We start from the raw sequence: 16,680 nt of genomic DNA on the forward strand, positions 1-16,680 counted from the left end.
CCCCGCCGTCCCCATGACCGCGAAGCGGCGGGGCGCGCAGCTCGTCATGCTCGCCTTCGCGATCGTCGTCGTGATGGGCGCCTACGCGAGCGTCGGCCTCGGCATCGACGGCCAGATCCCCTCAGGCACCTTCACCTACGGCCTCGGCCTGGCCGCGCTGATGTTCGCCGCCTACGGCGTGCTGGCGAAATGGGCCCCCTGGGCAGATCCCCTGCTGCTTCCACTGGTGACACTGGTCAACGGGCTCGGCCTGGTGATCATCTACCGGATCGAGCAGACCGGGCAGGGCGGCGCCTCGGCCACCAACCAGCTCATGTGGACCGCGCTCGGCGTGGTGATGTTCTCCGCGACCCTGATCGTGTTGAAGGACCACCGTGCCTTGCAGCGCCTCACGTACACGATGGGCTTCATCGGCCTAGGTCTGCTGGTCATGCCGCTGCTGCCGTTCGTCGGCCGCGAGATCAACGGCGCCCGCATCTGGATCGGCCTCGGCCCGTTCACCATCCAGCCGGCCGAGTTCTCCAAGCTGGCGCTGGTCATCTTCTTCGCCGGCTACCTCGTGGCCAAGCGCGACGTGCTGGCCCTGGCCGGCCGACGCCTGCTCTTCATCGACCTGCCCCGCGCCCGCGACCTCGGGCCCGTCCTGGTCACGTGGGGGCTCAGCCTCGGCGTGCTGATCCTCCAGAAGGACCTGGGCAGCTCGCTGCTGGTGTTCGGCACGTTCATCGTGATGCTTTACGTCGCGACCCAACGGACCTCCTGGGTGCTCATCGGCATCCTGCTGTTCATCGGCGGCGCCGTGCTGGCGGGGCAGCTCTTCGACCACGTACAGGCGCGGTTCGAGGTCTGGCTCCACCCCGAGCTGCCCGAGTTCTACGACCGTGAGCTGGGTGGCAGCTTCCAGCTCATGCAGGGCCTGTTCGCGTTCGGCTCCGGGGGCATCCTCGGCACCGGGCTCGGCGAGGGCTTTCCCGACCTGATCCCGCTGTCGTTCTCCGACTTCATCATGGCCGTCGTCGGCGAGGAGCTCGGCCTGACCGGGCTGATGGCGCTGCTGATGGTGTACGCCCTCATCGTCCAGCGCGGGCTGCGCACCGCCCTGGCGGCCCGGGACCCATTCTCGAAGCTGCTGGCGGGCGGGTTGTCGTTCATCCTCGCCTGGCAGGTCTTCATCATCGTCGGCGGCGTGACAAGGCTGATTCCCCTCACGGGTCTGGTCACCCCGTTCATGTCCGCCGGCGGTTCCGCCCTGCTGGCTAACTGGATCCTTATCGCCCTGCTGGTACGCATGTCGGACGCGGCTCGACGCCCGCCGCCCCAGGCCATCCAGAACGAAGGACTCACCCAGGTGTTCACGCGATGAACAGCACCCTCAAACGAGCGGCCGTCGCCTGCATGGTCATGTTCGGCCTGCTCATGATCAACGTGAACTACCTGAGCGCGGTGAAGGCCGGCGACTACAGCACCGACAACCGCAACACCCGCTCGTTCTACAAGCGCTACTCCGTCGACCGCGGCTGGATCACCGCCGACAACGGCAAGACCACCCTGGCGAAGACGGTCGACACCAAGGACGCCGAGTTCCGCTACGAGCGCGAATACCCCAACGGCCGCATGTACGCCCACGTCCTGGGCTTCTTCGCGCCCGAGAGCGCCCGCGGCATCGAGCTCAACGAGAACAAGCTCCTCGACGGCAGCGACCCCGACCTGGTGGTCGGCCGGCTGATCGACTTCGTCAGCAAGAAGCCGCCGAAGGGCGCCAGCGTCGACCTGACCCTGGTTCCGGCCGCCCAGAAAGTTGCCTACGACAAGCTGCGCGCCAGCGGCAAGCGCGGCGCCGTGGTGGCCCTCGACCCGAAGACCGGTGCCATCCAGGTGATGGTCTCGCTGCCGACCTACGACCCCAACGATCTGGCGATCCCCGACAGAGGCGATGTGGCCGAGGCCTACAACAAGCTGGCCGAGGACGACACCGACCCGCTGCTCAACCGGGTGACCGAGAAGACCTATCCGCCGGGCTCGACCTTCAAGGTCGTCACCGCGGCGGCGTTCCTGGAGGCCGACCGCAGCCGCGACCCCGAGACGACCGTCCCGGCGCCGCAGGTGCTCGACCTGCCCGACACCACCGCCGGTCTGCCCAACTACGGCGGCGCGGCCTGCGGCAGCGGCGAGGTGACGCTGCGGTTCGCGCTGGAGCGCTCGTGCAACACCCCGTTCGGCCAGATGGGCATGGACCTCGGCTGGGACAAGATGCGCGAGGAGTCGGCCAAGTTCGGCATCGGCGAGCCGATCCAGTTCGAGCTGCCGACCGCCGACACCACGATCGGCCCCGAAGAGGAGACGGCGGCGCTCGCGCAGCTCTCGATCGGCCAGCGCAACAACCAGCAGACCCCGCTGCAGATGGCGCAGATCGCCTCGGCGATCGCCAACAGCGGCGTGCTGATGAAGCCGACGCTGATCAACAAGATCACCGACCCGGGTGGCAGCGTCATCGAGGAGCTGAAGCCCGAGCAGCTCACCGAGGCCCTGAGCGGCGAGGTGGCCGACGAGCTCAAGCAGATGATGGTCTCGGTCATCACCAACGGCACCGGCACCGGCGCCCAGATCCCGAACGTGACCGTGGCCGGCAAGACCGGCACCGCCGAGGCGGGCGACGCACCGGCGCCGCACGCCTGGTTCATCGGCTTCGCCCCGGCGGAGAACCCCGAGACGGCGATCTGCGTCTTCATCGAGGCGGGCAGCGCCGGCAACGACGCCACCGGTGGTGGCACGGCGGCGCCGCTGGCGCGTGACGTCATGCAGGCGGTGCTCGAAGCGAAATGAGCCATGGCCTGCTCGGCAACCGTTACCGTCTGACCTCCCGGATCGCCATCGGCGGGATGGGCGAGGTCTGGCGCGCGACCGACGACCTGCTCCACCGGGAGGTCGCGGTCAAGCTGCTGCGCGCTCACGTGGCCGCCGATCCGGCGTTCCGCGACCGGTTCCGGACCGAGGCCCGCATCACCGCCGGGCTGGCCGACCCGGGCATCGCCCAGGTCTTCGACTACGGCGAGGAGAACGACCTCGCCTATCTGGTGATGGAGCTGGTGCCGGGAGAGCCGCTGTCGGCGATCCTGGCGCGCAACGGGAAGCTGAGCGCCGAGGTTACCCTCGACGTCGTCTCGCAGTCGTCGCGCGGCCTCCACGCCGCCCATCAGGCGGGCGTCATCCACCGCGACGTCAAGCCGGGCAACCTGCTGGTCACCCGCACCGGCCTGATCAAGATCACCGACTTCGGCATCGCCCGCGCGCTCGAGTCGGCTTCGGTCACGGCGACGGGAACGGTCCTCGGCACCGCCCAGTACGTCAGCCCCGAGCAGGCCTCGGGCCATCAGCTCACCCCCTCGACCGATCTCTACTCGCTGGGCGTGGTGGCCTACGAGTGCCTGACCGGCCGCCCGCCCTTCCTGGCCGAGACCCAGGTGGCCGTGGCGCTGCTCCACCTCAACGAGCAGCCGCCGCCGCTGCCGGCCGACGTGCCCGAGGCGGTGCGGGCGCTGGTGATGGCGCTGCTGTCCAAAGACCCCGCGCGGCGTCCCGGCAGCGCCCGGGAGCTGGGCGACCGGGCGATGGTGCTGCGCGACTCCCTGGCGGGGCCGCAGGAGGCCGCGCTGAGCACGCTCACCGGGCCGAGCGTGGTCATCACCAACCGGGTGGGCGCCCCGCCGTCGGGCGGGCCGCTGTCGACCAGGCCGCTGCCCCACAACGGGCGGCGGACGACCGCCCTCGTCGTCGCCGCCGTCGGCGCCGCTGCGGCGGCCGGATTCGGGGCGATTCAGTTCATACCGACTTCGAAGGAGCCGGAGACGGTGACCGGGACGTCGCCGGAAGATGGTGGTCAGGTGACGTTCGCACCGGTCGACCAGCCGAGGCGGACCACACTCACGCCCCTGGTGCCGGCCACGCGCCGGCCGCCCACGGTGCCGTCGGCCCGGCCTATTCCCACGCCGTCGGCTACCGTTGTCAAGACGGCGATCCCGAGCAAGAGCCCCGCGCCGTCGCCGACGACCACGACGACTCCCACCCCGACCCCGACGCCGAGTGAGACTCCGACGCCAAGTGAGACTCCAACGCCCATACCTTCCCCAAGCGCCACGGCGCTCCCGAACGAGGAGACGCCATGACGTATCGGGTCGATGATGGACGACGGCGGCACCCCACGATGAACGGCAAGGGACTGTGCAGGAAATGACTCAGCCACGGCTACTCGGCGGTCGATACGAACTCGACGGCGTCGTCGGGCGTGGCGGCATGGCCGAGGTCTATCGCGCCCGGGACATCCGGCTCGACCGTATCGTCGCGATCAAGACCCTCCGCTCCGACCTGGCCCGTGACCACACCTTCCAGGCCCGGTTCCGGCGCGAGGCACAGTCGGCGGCGTCGCTGAACCACCCGTCGATCATCGCGGTGTACGACACCGGCGAGGACATGATGGACGGCACCCCGGTGCCCTACATCGTCATGGAGTACGTCGACGGGCGGACCATCCGCGACCTGCTGCGCCAGGACCGCCGGCTGATGCCCGAGCGCGCCGCCGAACTCATCGACGGCATCCTGCGGGCCCTCGACTACAGCCACCGCGGCGGGATCGTCCACCGCGACATCAAGCCGGCCAACGTCATGCTGACCCGCAACGGCGAGGTCAAGGTGATGGACTTCGGCATCGCCCGCGCGATGGCCGACTCGGCCGCCACGATGACGCAGACCGCCCAGGTCATCGGCACCGCCCAGTACCTCTCGCCCGAACAGGCGCGCGGTGAGCGCGTCGACGCCCGCAGCGACATCTACTCGACCGGCTGCGTGCTCTACGAGCTGCTGACCGGCCAGCCCCCGTTCACCGGCGACTCCCCCGTGGCGATCGCCTACCAGCACGTCCGCGAAGACCCGATCCCGCCGTCGCGGATCGACCCGGAGATCCCCAAGTGGTGTGACGCCATCGTCCTCAAGGCGATGGCCAAAGACCCGGTGCAGCGCTACCAGAGCGCGGCCGAGATGCGGGCCGACCTCCAGCGCGCCGTGCAGGGCATGCCGATGGACCCGCAGACGATGGCCCTGGCCAACAACTACGGCCAGTACGCCGGCGCCGACCGCACCCGCACCATGACCAGCGCCCAGGGCGCCGTCCCGGCGCAGGGCACCCGCCACATCCCGGCCTACGACTACGCCGAGGAGGAGCGCACCAGCCGCAGCGACCGCCACCGGCAGAAGAGCAGCGCCGGGGCGACCGCCGCGAAGACGGCGGCGTGGATCCTCATCCCGCTGCTGATCATCGGTGCGTTCATCTGGGTCGGCCTCACCTTCCTCGCCCCCACCGACGGCGGCGAGAAGGTCGAGACCGTCCCGGTCCCCGTCGTGGAAGACCAGCCGAGGGCCGAGGCCGAGGCGGCGCTGACCAAGGCCGGGTTCAAGGTCACGGTCGAAGAGGAGTACAACGAGGACTACCGCAAGGGCCGGGCGATCGGCACCGACCCGGCGGCGGGCGAGGACATCCAGAAGGGCAGCGAGGTCAAGCTCCTCGTGTCCAAGGGCCTCGAGACCATCGCCGTGCCCAACGTCGTGGGCAAGACCCGTGAAGACGCCACCGCCGAACTGCAGGCCGCCGGGCTGAAGTTCACGGTCGAGTTCAAGGGCTCCGCGGGCAAGCAGGGCACGGTCACCGCGACCGACCCGCCCGCGGGTGAAGAGGTCAACAAGGGCAGCCGGGTCAAGCTGACCCTGCCGGTCGAGCTGATCGAGGTCCCGACCGTCACGACGCTGACGGTCGACGACGCGCGCCAGACGCTCGAAGAGGCGGGCTTCAACGTCAACATCTCGGAGCAGCCGAGCGACGTGGTCCCGCGCGGCATCGTCATCGACCAGACCCCCGCCGGCGGGTCGAAGCAGCAGCCGAAGCGCACGATCACGCTGGTCGTCTCCAGCGGCCCGTCGACCGACCCGCAGGTCCCGCCGACCACCGACCCGGGCGGCGAGTTCCCGAGCGAAGACCCCGGTGACGGCACCGAAGACCCGACCGACCCGACCGACCCCGGTGACGGCGTCGACGTCGACACGGGCGGCAACGGCGGGGCCGGCGAGTTCGGCCAGTAACGCAGAAAGGGTTTCCGCCACTCGGGGGCAATGGCGGAAACCCTCACTGTGACTTCGGTTACAGCCCCCGCCGTGTTACAGGTTTCTGAGCCAATTTCCGAGCAATTGTGAGCCATGCTCGGACAGGACCGACTCTGGGTGGAATTGCACCCCTTCCAAGGGCGCTGACCTGTGCCGCAGTCCCATGACCACCCCGTCCGGGGTGGTCGCGGTGACGGTCAGCTCCTCGGGCACACTCTCGGGCGTGACGGCCAGGGAGTGGTAACGCGTCATGGTCACCGGGCTCGGCAGCCCCTCGAAGAGTCCGCGGCCGTCGTGGGCGATCGGGCTGGTGCGCCCGTGGAGCAGTTCGGGGGCCCGCTTGACCTCGCCGCCGTAGGCGACGGCCAAGGCCTGATGTCCCAGGCAGACGCCCAGGTAGGGCACCCGCCGGGCGGCACACCAGTGGACCATCGGCACGCTGACCCCGGCGTCTTCCGGGGCCCCGGGTCCCGGGGAGACGAGCACCCCGTCGAACCCTTCGGCGTCGGCGACGCTCACCTCGTCGCGGGGGTGTACGTCGCAGTCGGCGCCGAGGACGCGCAGGTATTGGACGATGGTGTGCACGAAACTGTCATGGTTGTCGACGACCAGGATGCGCACCCACTCACCCTACGGTCACCTCGTCAAGGGCGACACGCGGCTCCAGCCAGGGGAACAGGCCGTACCAGAGGAAGAGCCCGGCCAGGCCGAGCAGCAGGAGCACGCCGACCAGCTTGGCGGCGAGGTTGCCGGGCAGGTGGCGCCAGAGGAAGGCGTACAAGGATCTCCTGTTCATCGGGCAGATTCCGGGCGCGAGGTGCGGCCTGCCTTCGGCGGGCCGCAGCTCCTGTCTATTGGGCAGATCCCGGGACGCGAGCCACGGCCCGCCTTCGGCAGGCCGCAGCTCCTGTCTATTGGGCAGATCCCGGGACGCGAGCCACGGCCCGCCTTCGGCAGGCCGCAGCTCCTGTCTATTGGGCAGATCCCGGGACGCGAGCCACGGCCCGCCTTCGGCGGACCGCAGCTCGCTTTAGATGACGTCGCGTTCCTCGGTCTTGGTCAGGGTGCCGAAGACGATGAGGCGTTGGCGGGCCGAGTATTCGGGGTGGCAGGTGGAGAGGGTGATCACGGCCTTGTCGGCCTTCTTGCCCGGGTGGCCGGGGACCGGTTCGATCACGTCCACCTCGGTGGGTTCGACGATCTTCGTGCCGGTGACCTCGTAGGTGTAGCGGGCTTCCCGGGAGTCGACCACGATCGGGTCGCCCTTCTTGAGCTCGTCGATCCGGTTGAACGGGGCGGCGTAGGTGGTGCGGTGGCCCGAGACGACGAAGTTGCCGACCTCGCCCGGCTGGGCCGAACCCGGATAGTGGCCGGGGCCCTGCCGCAGGTGTTCGTCCTCGACGCCCTCGACGATGGCGTACTTGTAACTTGCACCGAGGCGGGGGATCCGGAGGAGCGCGACGGCGCCGCCGAGTTCGACCTTTCCCAGGATCTTCTCCTCCGGTTCGGCCAGGAGCTGCCGCTGGAGGATGCGCTGGTGGCGTTCGGTGTAGGCGCTGGTGCCCCACAACAGATAGGCGCAGAAGAGCAGCAACACGACACCCAGGGTGATGCTGAGCTCACCGATGGTCCGCAGGATCGCCCTCACCGGGCCACCGTAGGAGCGGGGGTGCCCGAGATCCCCGATGTTGACCTATTGTTTGCGGGCGCCCGATGGAAAGGGGAATCGCCCTTCGGGGACGTCGGCGTCTATTCTTAGCGACTACGCTTACTGACAGACCCGCATCGAGCGCGGGTGACCATCAGGAGACTCCCGTGCCCAACTCGAAGGTTCGCAAGAAGGCCGTCTACACCCCGCCGCAGAAGACCACGACGGTCAAGGTGAGCCCCCGCTGGCTGGCGCCGGTCATGGTGGCGTCCTGGATTCTCGGCATCGGGTGGATCGCGGCCTACTACATCGTCGGCCGCACGGGTCCCGTGTTCGAGCCCCTCGGCAACTGGAACCTGGCGATCGGGTTCGCCCTGATCATCTTCGGTGTGGTGCTCTCCACCAAGTGGCGCTGACCGCGCTCACAACGACGGGCTGAGGCTTTCCACAGGTTTTTCCACAGCCTGGGGAAGCATCAGCCCGCGTTCGTTCACTGGGTGCCCATCTGCCGGTGCACCTCGGCGATGAGCGCGTAGGGATCGGCGAAATACACCGTCAGCACGAGCACGAGCAGCACGGCGGCCACGCCGGCCCACTGGATGAGCGCCCGGTTGCGTTCGGGCGCGTAGGCGAAGATGACGGCCACCAGCGCGCCCACGACCAGGCCGCCCAGATGGCCCTGCCAGCTGATCCCGGGGATCACGAAGGTCACGAAGACGTTGATCCCGATCAGCCAGACCACCCCGCGGGCGTCGTAGCCGAGGCGGCGGGCCATCACGAACAGCGCGCCGAACAGGCCGTAGATGGCGCCCGAGGCGCCGACCGCCGAGTAGGCGCTGAACAGGTAGACGGCGACTGAGCCGCCCAGCGCGGCGGTCAGATAGAGCGCCGCGAACCGCGCGTGGCCCAGGCGGCGTTCGAGTTCCGGCCCGATGGCCCACAACGCCCACATGTTGAACAGGATGTGGGTGATCGCGAAGGCCGAGGTGGGCCGGGAGTGCAGGAAGGCGCCGGTGAGCAACCGCCAGTATTCGCCCTGGAAGATGTGGAATGGCGAGGTGGCGAACTGGTTGACGAACTCGTTGCCCTGCACCAGCTCGGCCAGGTAGGCCACCACGTTGAGGCCCAGCAGCGCCCAGGTGACCCGGGGCACGGTGACGTGGCCGCCGCCGAACTGAGCCTTGGCCTGCCGGACGCCCTTGTTGCCCTCACGGACGCACTCGACGCACTGGAAGCCGACCGCCGCGTTCTGCATGCAGTCGGGGCAGATGGGCTTGTCGCACCGCTGGCAGCGGACGTAGGTCTCGCGCTCGGGGTGCCGGTAGCAGGTGGGCACCGCCGCCGAGCCCGGTTCCATCGAGGGAGGCTGGGTGGTCAATGGGGTCCTTCCGGAGGGGCCTTACCACAGCCTGCCATACGGAAACGGCGAAGGCGCCCACCGTGGGGCGCCTCCGCCGCGGGCGATCAGACCCGGTCGATGGTGACCGACTCCAGGACGACGTCCTTGATCGGCCGGTCGCGGCCGTCGGTCTCGGTGGTGGCGATCGCGTCGACCACCTCGGTGCCCTCGATGACCTCGCCGAAGATCGTGTGCCCCTGGTTGAGGTGGGGGGTCTTGGCGACGGTGATGAAGAACTGCGAACCGTTGGTGCCCTTGCCGAACCGCTTGCCCGCGTTGGCCATGGCCAGCAGGTAGGGGCGGTTGAACTGGTTCTCGGTGTGGATCTCGTCGTCGAAGTCGTAGCCGGGGCCGCCGATGCCCTGGCCCAGCGGGTCGCCGCCCTGGAGCATGAACCCGGCGATCACGCGGTGGAAGATCGTGCCGTCGTAGAGCTTGGCGTTGGTCTTCTGGCCCGTCTCGGGGTGGGTCCACTCCCGGGTGCCTTCGGCGAGCTCGACGAAGTTGCGCACGGTCTTCGGCGCCTGGTTCGGCCAGAGCTTGATTTTGATCGTGCCCCGGTTGGTGTTCAGGGTCGCGATGAGGTTCTCAGCCATGCGTGGCCGCCCCCTTTGTGTCACAGACTCGATGTTTTCCAAGGGCAAGGGTAGCGATCGTCCGGAGCGCCCCTGGTGATGATTGAGGGGCATTCGGGCGGGAAGGTGACGACTCGGGGCCCCAATTCGACAGGGGAGGTTGTCGTGTCCCGGACAATGAAGAAGAAGGCGCGCGCCGCGCTCGACTATCCAGAAACATGGGCGAGCCGGGCGAAACACTCGGCCTACCGCACGGCCAACAGGGTCGGCCCGATGGCCGGAATGGCCCGTGACAGCGCGATCGGCATGGCCGGAAACGCGCGCGACTACGCGGGCACCGCCCGTGAGGTCGCGACGAGCCGGCTCGAAGACGCCCGCTACTGGGCCGCGCCGCGGCTTGACCACGCGGCGGTGTCGTTCGAGGAGCACATCGCGCCCAGGGTGGCCGCGATGATGGCCGAGATGGCGCGGCGGATCGACCCGGCGCCGCCGATCGTCAAGCGGCGGACCCGGATGCCCATGATGGTGCTGATGGGCGGGCTGGCGATGGGCGCGATCGGCTTCGCGCTCTACAAGCGGAACGCCCGGCAGTGGGCGGACACCATGTCCGACACCAAGGACGCCGTGCGCGACAAGGTGGAGCACGTGCGACACCGCGCTCAGCAGACGGCTCACCAGGCGGGCGAGACGATGGAGCAGAAGGCCGACGAGATGCAGAACCGGATGTCCTGAGGCCCTGCTCGGAGGAGCCGGCGCCCATGATCGGGCGCCGGCTTCTTTGTGTATGGGGGCACGTTTGGGGCAGTCTTGGCTCTCGTGACGGACAAATCCGTTTCTTCCGGGCCCCCGCAGGTCGAGGTGCCCATCGCGCACGCTCCCATCGGCGCCGTGGCCGAACCGCCGCCTCCGCCCGAACCCGAGTCGACCGGCGAGCACAAGCTGCCGTTCGGCCGCCCCGGCAAGCCCATGGGCAACAGCCCGTTCATGTTCGGCCTCGTGGCCGCCCTTGGCGTGCTGACGGCCTGGTGGCTGGTGCAGATGGTGGCCGCCGCCGGGTCGGTCCTGGTGCTGATCGTGGTGTCGCTGTTCCTCGCGATCGGGCTCAACCCGGCCGTCGAGTGGCTGCACGGCCGGGGCATGGCCCGCATCTGGGCGATCACGATCGTCTTCGTCGGGGTGATCGCGTTCTTCGCGATCTTCGCGCTCTCGATCGTGCCCGCCCTCACCGAGCAGACGACCGGATTCATCCAGGACGTGCCGACACTCGTCCAGCAACTCCAGAACCATCCCCTGATCCGGTCACTCGACCAGGAGTACCAGGTTCTGGACAAGCTGACGCAGTACGTCACCAGCGGCGACCTGGCCAGCCAGCTCTTCGGCGGGTTGCTGGGCGTGGCCGGAGTGGTGATCAGCGCCGTGTTCAGCTTCCTGACGGTGCTGGTGCTGACGCTCTACTTCCTCGGGTCGCTGAACTCGATCAAGGAGTCGGGCTACCGGCTGGTGCCGCGCTCGCGGCGCGAGCGGGTGACCAAGCTCGTGGACGAGGTGATCAGGCAGATCGGCGGCTACGTCGGCGGCAACCTGATCATCTCCCTGATCGCCGGCGTGGTGACGTTCATCTTCCTGAGCATCGCCGGGGTCCCCTACGCCCTGGCGCTGGCGATCTTCGTGGCGATCACCGACCTGATCCCCATGGTCGGCGCGGTGATCGGGGCCGTGGTGGCCTCGCTGGTGGGGCTGCTGACCTCGCTGCCCGTCGGCATCGCGTGTGTGATCTTCTTCGTGATCTACCAGCAGATCGAGAACTACGTGATCTCGCCGAGGGTGTTCAAGTCGTCGGTCGACGTGCCGCCCATCGCGACGATCATCGGCGCGCTGCTGGGCGGTGCGCTGCTCGGCGTGGTGGGCGCCCTGCTGGGCATCCCGCTGGCCGCCGCGCTGCTGCTGATCCTGCGGGAGGTGGTCCTGCCCCGGCAGGAGAAGCTCTAGTGGTGGGCGTGGGCGTACTCCTCGCGGCGGAGCAGCATCACCGCGAGCATCAGTGGGAACATGATCACGTGGGTGACCATCATGAGGCCGTGGTCGTCGAGCACTCCGGCCCAGAACAGCGGGAACGCCACGAGCGCGGGCGCGTACATGGCGGCGCACATCTCCAGGGTGCGCGGCCATGAGTGCCCGCGCAGCAGCATGACGACGGCCATCCCGATCGACATGTTCGTCGCCATGACCAGGTAGCCGGCCTCGGGGCCGAGGTCCCAGCGGCTGGTGACCAGGCCGAGCAGGAACATCCCGGCGAACATCGCCAGGACCATCTCCAGGTAGTGCAGGGCGAATCGTCTCCAGTTCATGCGGTCGAGAATGGTCCGCGAGAAGGAGCCGAACCTACGCCCGAAGGGCAATGTGTCCGGAAATCTGGGCTCTTAGTCTGCTGTCATGCGGAGAGTCGTGGTCGTCGGGTATCCCGCCGCCGAATTACTGGACATCGCCTGCGTCACCACCTCACTGATCATGGCCAACATGTTCGGCGCCGCGCCTCCCTACGACGTCTCGTTCGCCACCCTCGGCGGCCGTCCGGTCGTCTGCGGCAGCGGCCTGACGCTGGCCGCGCAGACCTCGCTCGAACACGAGACCGGCCCGCTCGACACCCTGATCGTCGCCGGGGGGATCGGCTGCCAGGACGCCGCCGACAACCCCCTGCTGGTCGCCCACATCCGGCGGCTCGCCGCGATCACCCGCCGGGTCGCCTCGGTCTGCACGGGCGCGTCGGTCCTGGCCGAGACCGGCCTGCTCGACGGCCGCCGGGCCACCACCCACTGGCGGGACGCCCCCCGCCTGGCCGCCCGCCATCCAAAGATCACGGTCGACCCCGACCCCATCTTCATCCGCGAGGGCGCGGTCGCCACCTCGGCCGGGGTGACCGCCGCGCTCGACCTCACCCTGGCCTTCATCGAGGAGGACCACGGCGCCGAGGTGGCCCGGACGACCTCCCGGCACCTGGTGACCTACCTGCAGCGCCCCGGTAACCAGGCCCAGATGAGCATGTTCGTCAAACCCCCCGCCCCCGACGGCCCGCTGAGCACCCTCACCGCCTTCATCGGCGCCAACCTGTGCGACGACCTGTCGACGACCGCCCTGGCCCGCCGCGCGGGCACCAGCGAACGCCACCTGACCCGGCTGTTCGTGAAGCACCTGGGCTCGTCACCGGCCCGGTACGTCCGCGAGGCCCGGCTTGAGGCGGCGGCGCGGCTGCTGGAGAGGACCGATCTGACGATGGCGGTGATCGCCCAGCGGACCGGCTTCGGCCGGGCGGAGTCGTTGCGGCAGGCCTTCACCAGCCGCTTCGGCATCGCCCCGTCGGCGTTCCGGAAGAACCGTTAGAAGAGCGTCAGCGGCTCCACGTCGGGGGGCTCGGGCAGCGGGTCGAGTTCGGGGAGCCGGGCCCGGACCTCCTCGTGGAAGCGCCGGTTGAGGGTGAGCGCGTCGACGTTGTCGGGGGTGTGCACGAACACCGTCGGCGAGCGGCCCTCCTTCAGCCACTCGACAGTCTTCTCCACCCAGAAGGCCCAGCCCTCGACGGTCCGGTCGGGGTCGTCGCGGCCGATGTAGCGGATCAGCGGGTGGGCGGTGAGCGCGCGGTCCCTTCGGGGCATCCGCGGCTTCCTCGTCCAGGCGTCGCGTTCGGTGTCGGAGGTCGGGGGACGCTCGAACAGGACGGTCGTGTCGAAGGGCACCCATTCGGCGTCTCTGATGGCCAGGGCCCGCTCCAACGCCGTGATCGCCCGGTCGTCGTCGAAGAAGGCGCGGTGGCGGACCTCGACGGCGTATCTGTGCTCGCCGGGCAGGGTGCGGAGGAAGGCCGCCAGGGTGCCGACGTCGAGCGGGCCGAAGCCGCCGGGGAGCTGGATCCACAGGGCGTGGGTGCGGGGGCCCAGGGGTTCCATCGTGTGCAGGAAGGCCCGGAGTTCGTCGGCCGCGCCGGTCAGGTGGCGTTCGTGGGTGATGGTCTTGGGGAGCTTGATCAGGAAGCGGAAGTCGGGGTCGGTCTGGCGGGCCCACGACTCGACGGTCTCGCGCGACGGGACGGCGTAGAAGGTCGTGTTGCCCTCGACGGCGTTGCAGTAGGTCGCGTAGTCGGCCAGGCCCTGTGACGGCCACGACTTCTGGTTCCACATCGCACAGCCCACGTGAAGTCGACGTCGCATGGGGTCATGCAATCACCTGCGCCGTGGTGACGAAAACGGGGACGGCCAGGAACAGGCGGCCCTCCGGCGCTGGTCGTCGCGCCAGGCGATGATCTCCTCGCCCGCCTGCCCCTTGGCAAGGTTCAACACCGATCGTCCGGGCGCGGCAGGCGGGTTGTCGCTGCCGGACATCCGGGCGCTCTTCGCGGCGCCGCCCGACCGGAAGGCGATCATCAAACGGCACCGGGACGACCTCAAGCGCGGATCGCCGAGATCCAGGCCACGGTCGACTTCCTGGAGGGCGGCCAGCGCTGCACGCACGACGATTTCACCACCTGTCCGGCCTTCCGGAAGAACCTCTTTCCGAATGTTTCATGACCCCTCCCAGGTGGGCTTCTCTCCCTAATCCGGAACATTGCGGCCTGAAATATTTCGGATCACTCTCGGAATGTTTCGAACTCTCGGAGGAAGCATGAAACGACTCCTGGCCGCCCTCGTGATCCTCGCCGCGGGGCTGTTACCCCTGCGGCCCGCGCAGGCGGCGTCGCTCGTCGAGGTGACGGGTTTCGGCACCAACCCCACCAACCTGCGCATGCACCTGTACGTCCCCGACAACGTCGCCCCCCGCCCGGCGATCCTGGTGGCGGTGCACTACTGCACCGGGACAGGGCCCGCCTTCTACTCGGGCACGGAGTTCGCCTCCCTCGCCGACCGCTACGGGTTCATCGTGATCTACCCGTCGGCGACCCGCAGCGGCCAGTGTTTCGACGTCTACACCTCCGGCGCGCTCACCCACAACGGCAACAGCGACCCCGTCGGCATCGTCTCGATGGTCAACTACGTGAAGTCGCGCTACAACGCCGACCCCGACCGCGTCTTCGCCACCGGCGCGTCCTCGGGCGGCATGATGACCAACGTCCTGCTGGGCGACTACCCCGACGTGTTCCGGGCCGGGGCGGCGTTCATGGGGGTGCCGTTCGCCTGTTTCGCCACCACGGGCGGATCGACGTGGAACAGCCAGTGCGCCAACGGGCAGCTCATCAGGACCGCGCAGCAGTGGGGTGACCTGGTGCGCGGCGCCTACCCGGGCTACAGCGGGCCCCGGCCGCGGATGCAGATCTGGCACGGCACCGAGGACGCCACGCTGCGCTACCCGAACTTCCAGGAGCAGATCAAGCAGTGGACCAACGTCCACGGCCTGTCGCAGACCCCGACCTCCACCGACACCCCGCGCTCGGGCTGGACGCGGACCCGCTACGGCACCCAGGTCGAGGCGATCAGCCTCCAGGGCGTCGGCCACAACCTGCCGCTGTCGGGCCAGGCCGCGATGGCGATCAGCTTCTTCGGCCTCGACGGCACCCAGCCGTCACCGTCGCCTTCCCCGTCACCCTCTCCGTCGCCCTCTCCTTCCCCGTCGCCGTCCCCGTCCCCGTCGCCCTCGCCCTCTCCCTCGCCGAGCCCCAACAACGGGCCGTGCCGGGTGGCGTACACCGTCAATCCCTGGAACACCGGGCTGACGGCCAGTGTGACGATCACCAACACCGGGACCAGCCCGGTCAACTCGTGGAACCTTGCCTTCACGCTGCCCTCCGGGCAGACGGTGACCTCGGCGTGGAACTCCACGGTCTCGCCGGCCAGCGGGAACGTCACAGCGCGGAACCTGGCCTACAACGCGACGATCCCCGTGAACGGGACCCAGTCGTTCGGGTTCAACGCCAACCACAGCGGCAACACCGCGCGGCCCAGCGCGTTCACGCTGAACGGAACCGCCTGCACCGTCGTGTGACCCGCGAAACGGCCTGGCTCCGGCCGGGCCGTTTTACGGGACGTTACGGTGTCACCATGAGTGAACCCCCGCGTACCCACTGGCTCCGGCGCTGGCCGGGGCTGGTGCTCGCGCTGCTCGCCGTGCTCGCCACGGCGATCGACAACCGCGTGATCGCGCAGAACGCGCGGCCGGGGTTGGCGGAGGTCCAGCGTCCCCCCTTCGAGCTGCCCATCTGGCTGCACGGGCCGATGTTCGCCTTCCTCTCGCTCACCTTCGCCCTGATCGCCGGTCTGCTCTGGTACGAACAGGCCCGGCCGCTCGCCCTCTGGTGGTGGGTGGCCCAGTTGGTCGCCTACTTCCTGTGGGCGCCGCTCTCGCTCGGGCTCCGCCTTCACTACCTGGCCGCGATCGACGCGGCGATCTTCCTCGCGCTCCAGGTCGTCGGCTTCGTCGTCTTCTGGCGCGACAGCAGGATGGCGGCCCTGCTCCTGCTTCCGTTCATGGCCTGGACGGTCTATCTCACCGCGCTGAGCTACGAGTTCGGCCGGCTCAATACGTAGGGAGGACCTCGGTGTTCTGGCAGGCGGTCAGCAACCATCGGCCGTCCTCCCTGGTCATGACCCACATCGGCGAACCCGGGTTGCCCACGGGGTCGCCGTCGGGCGAGTGGTAGCGCTGCACCACCTTCACGGCGGCGACGTCCGGGCGGAGGAACAGCACGTGCTCGACCTCGAAGGTCACCGACAGGTCCTTCATCGCGCCCGGCAGCACCTTCCGGGTGAAGGCGGCGATCTCGTCGCGGCCGAACAGGCGGCGGCCGTGGCCGGTGGTCCAGATCGCGTCGTGGCGGAAGAGCGCCACGAACTCCTCGGTCAGTTCGTTCTGCTGGGCGTGCTCGACGGTCGCGACGACGGCCCTGATCTCCTCGGTGTCCATGAGCTGAGCGTGCTTCATCAAGTGAG

General features: G+C 69.0%; 19 protein-coding genes. 10 read left to right on the forward strand and 9 right to left on the reverse strand.

From position 1 onward, the window contains the following. Positions 1–13: 13 nt before the first annotated feature. The 4 genes from QSK34_RS23065 to pknB all read left to right on the forward strand — a co-directional run bounded on the left by QSK34_RS23065 (position 14) and on the right by pknB (position 6,126). The gene (locus QSK34_RS23065; protein ID WP_285586712.1) at positions 14–1,363 is read left to right on the forward strand and encodes an FtsW/RodA/SpoVE family cell cycle protein; all 1,350 of its coding nucleotides are present in this window, start codon (positions 14–16) and stop codon (positions 1,361–1,363) included. Continuing rightward, positions 1,360–2,823, forward strand: a complete 1,464-nt coding sequence (locus QSK34_RS23070) for a peptidoglycan D,D-transpeptidase FtsI family protein (protein WP_285586455.1) — start codon at positions 1,360–1,362, stop codon at positions 2,821–2,823. The genes QSK34_RS23065 and QSK34_RS23070 overlap by 4 nt, the downstream gene beginning before the upstream one ends. Next, entirely contained in the window at positions 2,820–4,163 is a 1,344-nt protein-coding gene (locus QSK34_RS23075) for a serine/threonine-protein kinase (protein ID WP_285586457.1), read from the forward strand. Before QSK34_RS23070 ends, QSK34_RS23075 begins: the two co-directional genes overlap by 4 nt. 64 nt (positions 4,164–4,227) lie before the next feature. Beyond that, positions 4,228–6,126 carry a Stk1 family PASTA domain-containing Ser/Thr kinase gene (pknB, locus tag QSK34_RS23080; RefSeq protein WP_285586463.1) on the forward strand — a complete coding sequence of 633 codons (1,899 nt, stop codon included), beginning with the start codon at positions 4,228–4,230 and terminating at the stop codon, positions 6,124–6,126. Between the two features lie 75 nt (positions 6,127–6,201). Here the strand turns inward: pknB and QSK34_RS23085 are convergent, their stop codons facing one another. The 3 genes from QSK34_RS23085 to QSK34_RS23095 all read right to left on the reverse strand — a co-directional run bounded on the left by QSK34_RS23085 (position 6,202) and on the right by QSK34_RS23095 (position 7,795). Further along, entirely contained in the window at positions 6,202–6,768 is a 567-nt protein-coding gene (locus QSK34_RS23085) for an anthranilate synthase component II (RefSeq protein ID WP_502875538.1), read from the reverse strand. A 4-nt stretch (positions 6,769–6,772) separates the two neighbouring features. Beyond that, positions 6,773–6,943, reverse strand: coding sequence for a hypothetical protein (locus tag QSK34_RS23090; RefSeq protein WP_285586465.1), 171 nt, complete (start codon positions 6,941–6,943; stop codon positions 6,773–6,775). A gap of 234 nt (positions 6,944–7,177) precedes the next feature. Continuing rightward, the gene (locus QSK34_RS23095; RefSeq protein ID WP_285586468.1) at positions 7,178–7,795 is read right to left on the reverse strand and encodes a class E sortase; all 618 of its coding nucleotides are present in this window, start codon (positions 7,793–7,795) and stop codon (positions 7,178–7,180) included. A 167-nt stretch (positions 7,796–7,962) separates the two neighbouring features. Here QSK34_RS23095 and QSK34_RS23100 point away from each other — a divergent pair, with 167 nt between their 5' ends. Next, positions 7,963–8,211, forward strand: a complete 249-nt coding sequence (locus tag QSK34_RS23100) for a cell division protein CrgA (RefSeq protein WP_030455197.1) — start codon at positions 7,963–7,965, stop codon at positions 8,209–8,211. A 74-nt stretch (positions 8,212–8,285) separates the two neighbouring features. Here the strand turns inward: QSK34_RS23100 and QSK34_RS23105 are convergent, their stop codons facing one another. Continuing rightward, positions 8,286–9,152, reverse strand: a complete 867-nt coding sequence (locus QSK34_RS23105; RefSeq protein ID WP_285586470.1) for a rhomboid family intramembrane serine protease — start codon at positions 9,150–9,152, stop codon at positions 8,286–8,288. 107 nt (positions 9,153–9,259) lie between these two features. Beyond that, the gene (locus QSK34_RS23110) at positions 9,260–9,790 is read right to left on the reverse strand and encodes a peptidylprolyl isomerase (protein ID WP_161479479.1); all 531 of its coding nucleotides are present in this window, start codon (positions 9,788–9,790) and stop codon (positions 9,260–9,262) included. 144 nt (positions 9,791–9,934) lie between these two features. On the opposite strand from QSK34_RS23110, the gene QSK34_RS23115 reads away from it, so the two are divergent. Continuing rightward, positions 9,935–10,501, forward strand: a complete 567-nt coding sequence (locus tag QSK34_RS23115; RefSeq protein ID WP_161479478.1) for a DUF5324 family protein — start codon at positions 9,935–9,937, stop codon at positions 10,499–10,501. A gap of 84 nt (positions 10,502–10,585) precedes the next feature. After that, entirely contained in the window at positions 10,586–11,758 is a 1,173-nt protein-coding gene (locus QSK34_RS23120; RefSeq protein WP_285586472.1) for an AI-2E family transporter, read from the forward strand. Here the strand turns inward: QSK34_RS23120 and QSK34_RS23125 are convergent. Then, positions 11,755–12,117 (reverse strand): hypothetical protein, encoded by a 363-nt coding sequence (locus QSK34_RS23125; protein ID WP_285586474.1) that lies wholly within the window; start codon positions 12,115–12,117, stop codon positions 11,755–11,757. The two genes, QSK34_RS23120 and QSK34_RS23125, sit on opposite strands and share 4 nt — an antisense overlap. Positions 12,118–12,202: 85 nt before the next feature. On the opposite strand from QSK34_RS23125, the gene QSK34_RS23130 reads away from it, so the two are divergent. Next, positions 12,203–13,147 (forward strand): GlxA family transcriptional regulator, encoded by a 945-nt coding sequence (locus QSK34_RS23130; protein ID WP_285586476.1) that lies wholly within the window; start codon positions 12,203–12,205, stop codon positions 13,145–13,147. On the opposite strand, the gene QSK34_RS23135 is transcribed toward QSK34_RS23130, so the two are convergent. Both QSK34_RS23135 and QSK34_RS23140 read right to left on the reverse strand, forming a co-directional pair. Then, the gene (locus tag QSK34_RS23135; RefSeq protein ID WP_285586478.1) at positions 13,144–13,971 is read right to left on the reverse strand and encodes a DUF72 domain-containing protein; all 828 of its coding nucleotides are present in this window, start codon (positions 13,969–13,971) and stop codon (positions 13,144–13,146) included. The two genes, QSK34_RS23130 and QSK34_RS23135, sit on opposite strands and share 4 nt — an antisense overlap. 12 nt (positions 13,972–13,983) lie before the next feature. After that, positions 13,984–14,271, reverse strand: a complete 288-nt coding sequence (locus QSK34_RS23140) for a hypothetical protein (RefSeq protein ID WP_285586480.1) — start codon at positions 14,269–14,271, stop codon at positions 13,984–13,986. Positions 14,272–14,422: 151 nt separating this feature from the next. On the opposite strand from QSK34_RS23140, the gene QSK34_RS23145 reads away from it, so the two are divergent. Continuing rightward, positions 14,423–15,736, forward strand: a complete 1,314-nt coding sequence (locus tag QSK34_RS23145; RefSeq protein WP_285586482.1) for an extracellular catalytic domain type 1 short-chain-length polyhydroxyalkanoate depolymerase — start codon at positions 14,423–14,425, stop codon at positions 15,734–15,736. Positions 15,737–15,792: 56 nt separating this feature from the next. Continuing rightward, positions 15,793–16,278 (forward strand): TspO/MBR family protein, encoded by a 486-nt coding sequence (locus QSK34_RS23150; protein WP_285586484.1) that lies wholly within the window; start codon positions 15,793–15,795, stop codon positions 16,276–16,278. Here the strand turns inward: QSK34_RS23150 and QSK34_RS23155 are convergent. After that, positions 16,268–16,672 (reverse strand): SgcJ/EcaC family oxidoreductase, encoded by a 405-nt coding sequence (locus QSK34_RS23155; protein WP_285586485.1) that lies wholly within the window; start codon positions 16,670–16,672, stop codon positions 16,268–16,270. The two genes, QSK34_RS23150 and QSK34_RS23155, sit on opposite strands and share 11 nt — an antisense overlap. Positions 16,673–16,680: the final 8 nt, after the last annotated feature.

Source organism: Herbidospora sp. NBRC 101105 (assembly GCF_030269205.1).
Lineage (GTDB): Bacteria > Actinomycetota > Actinomycetes > Streptosporangiales > Streptosporangiaceae > Herbidospora > Herbidospora solisilvae.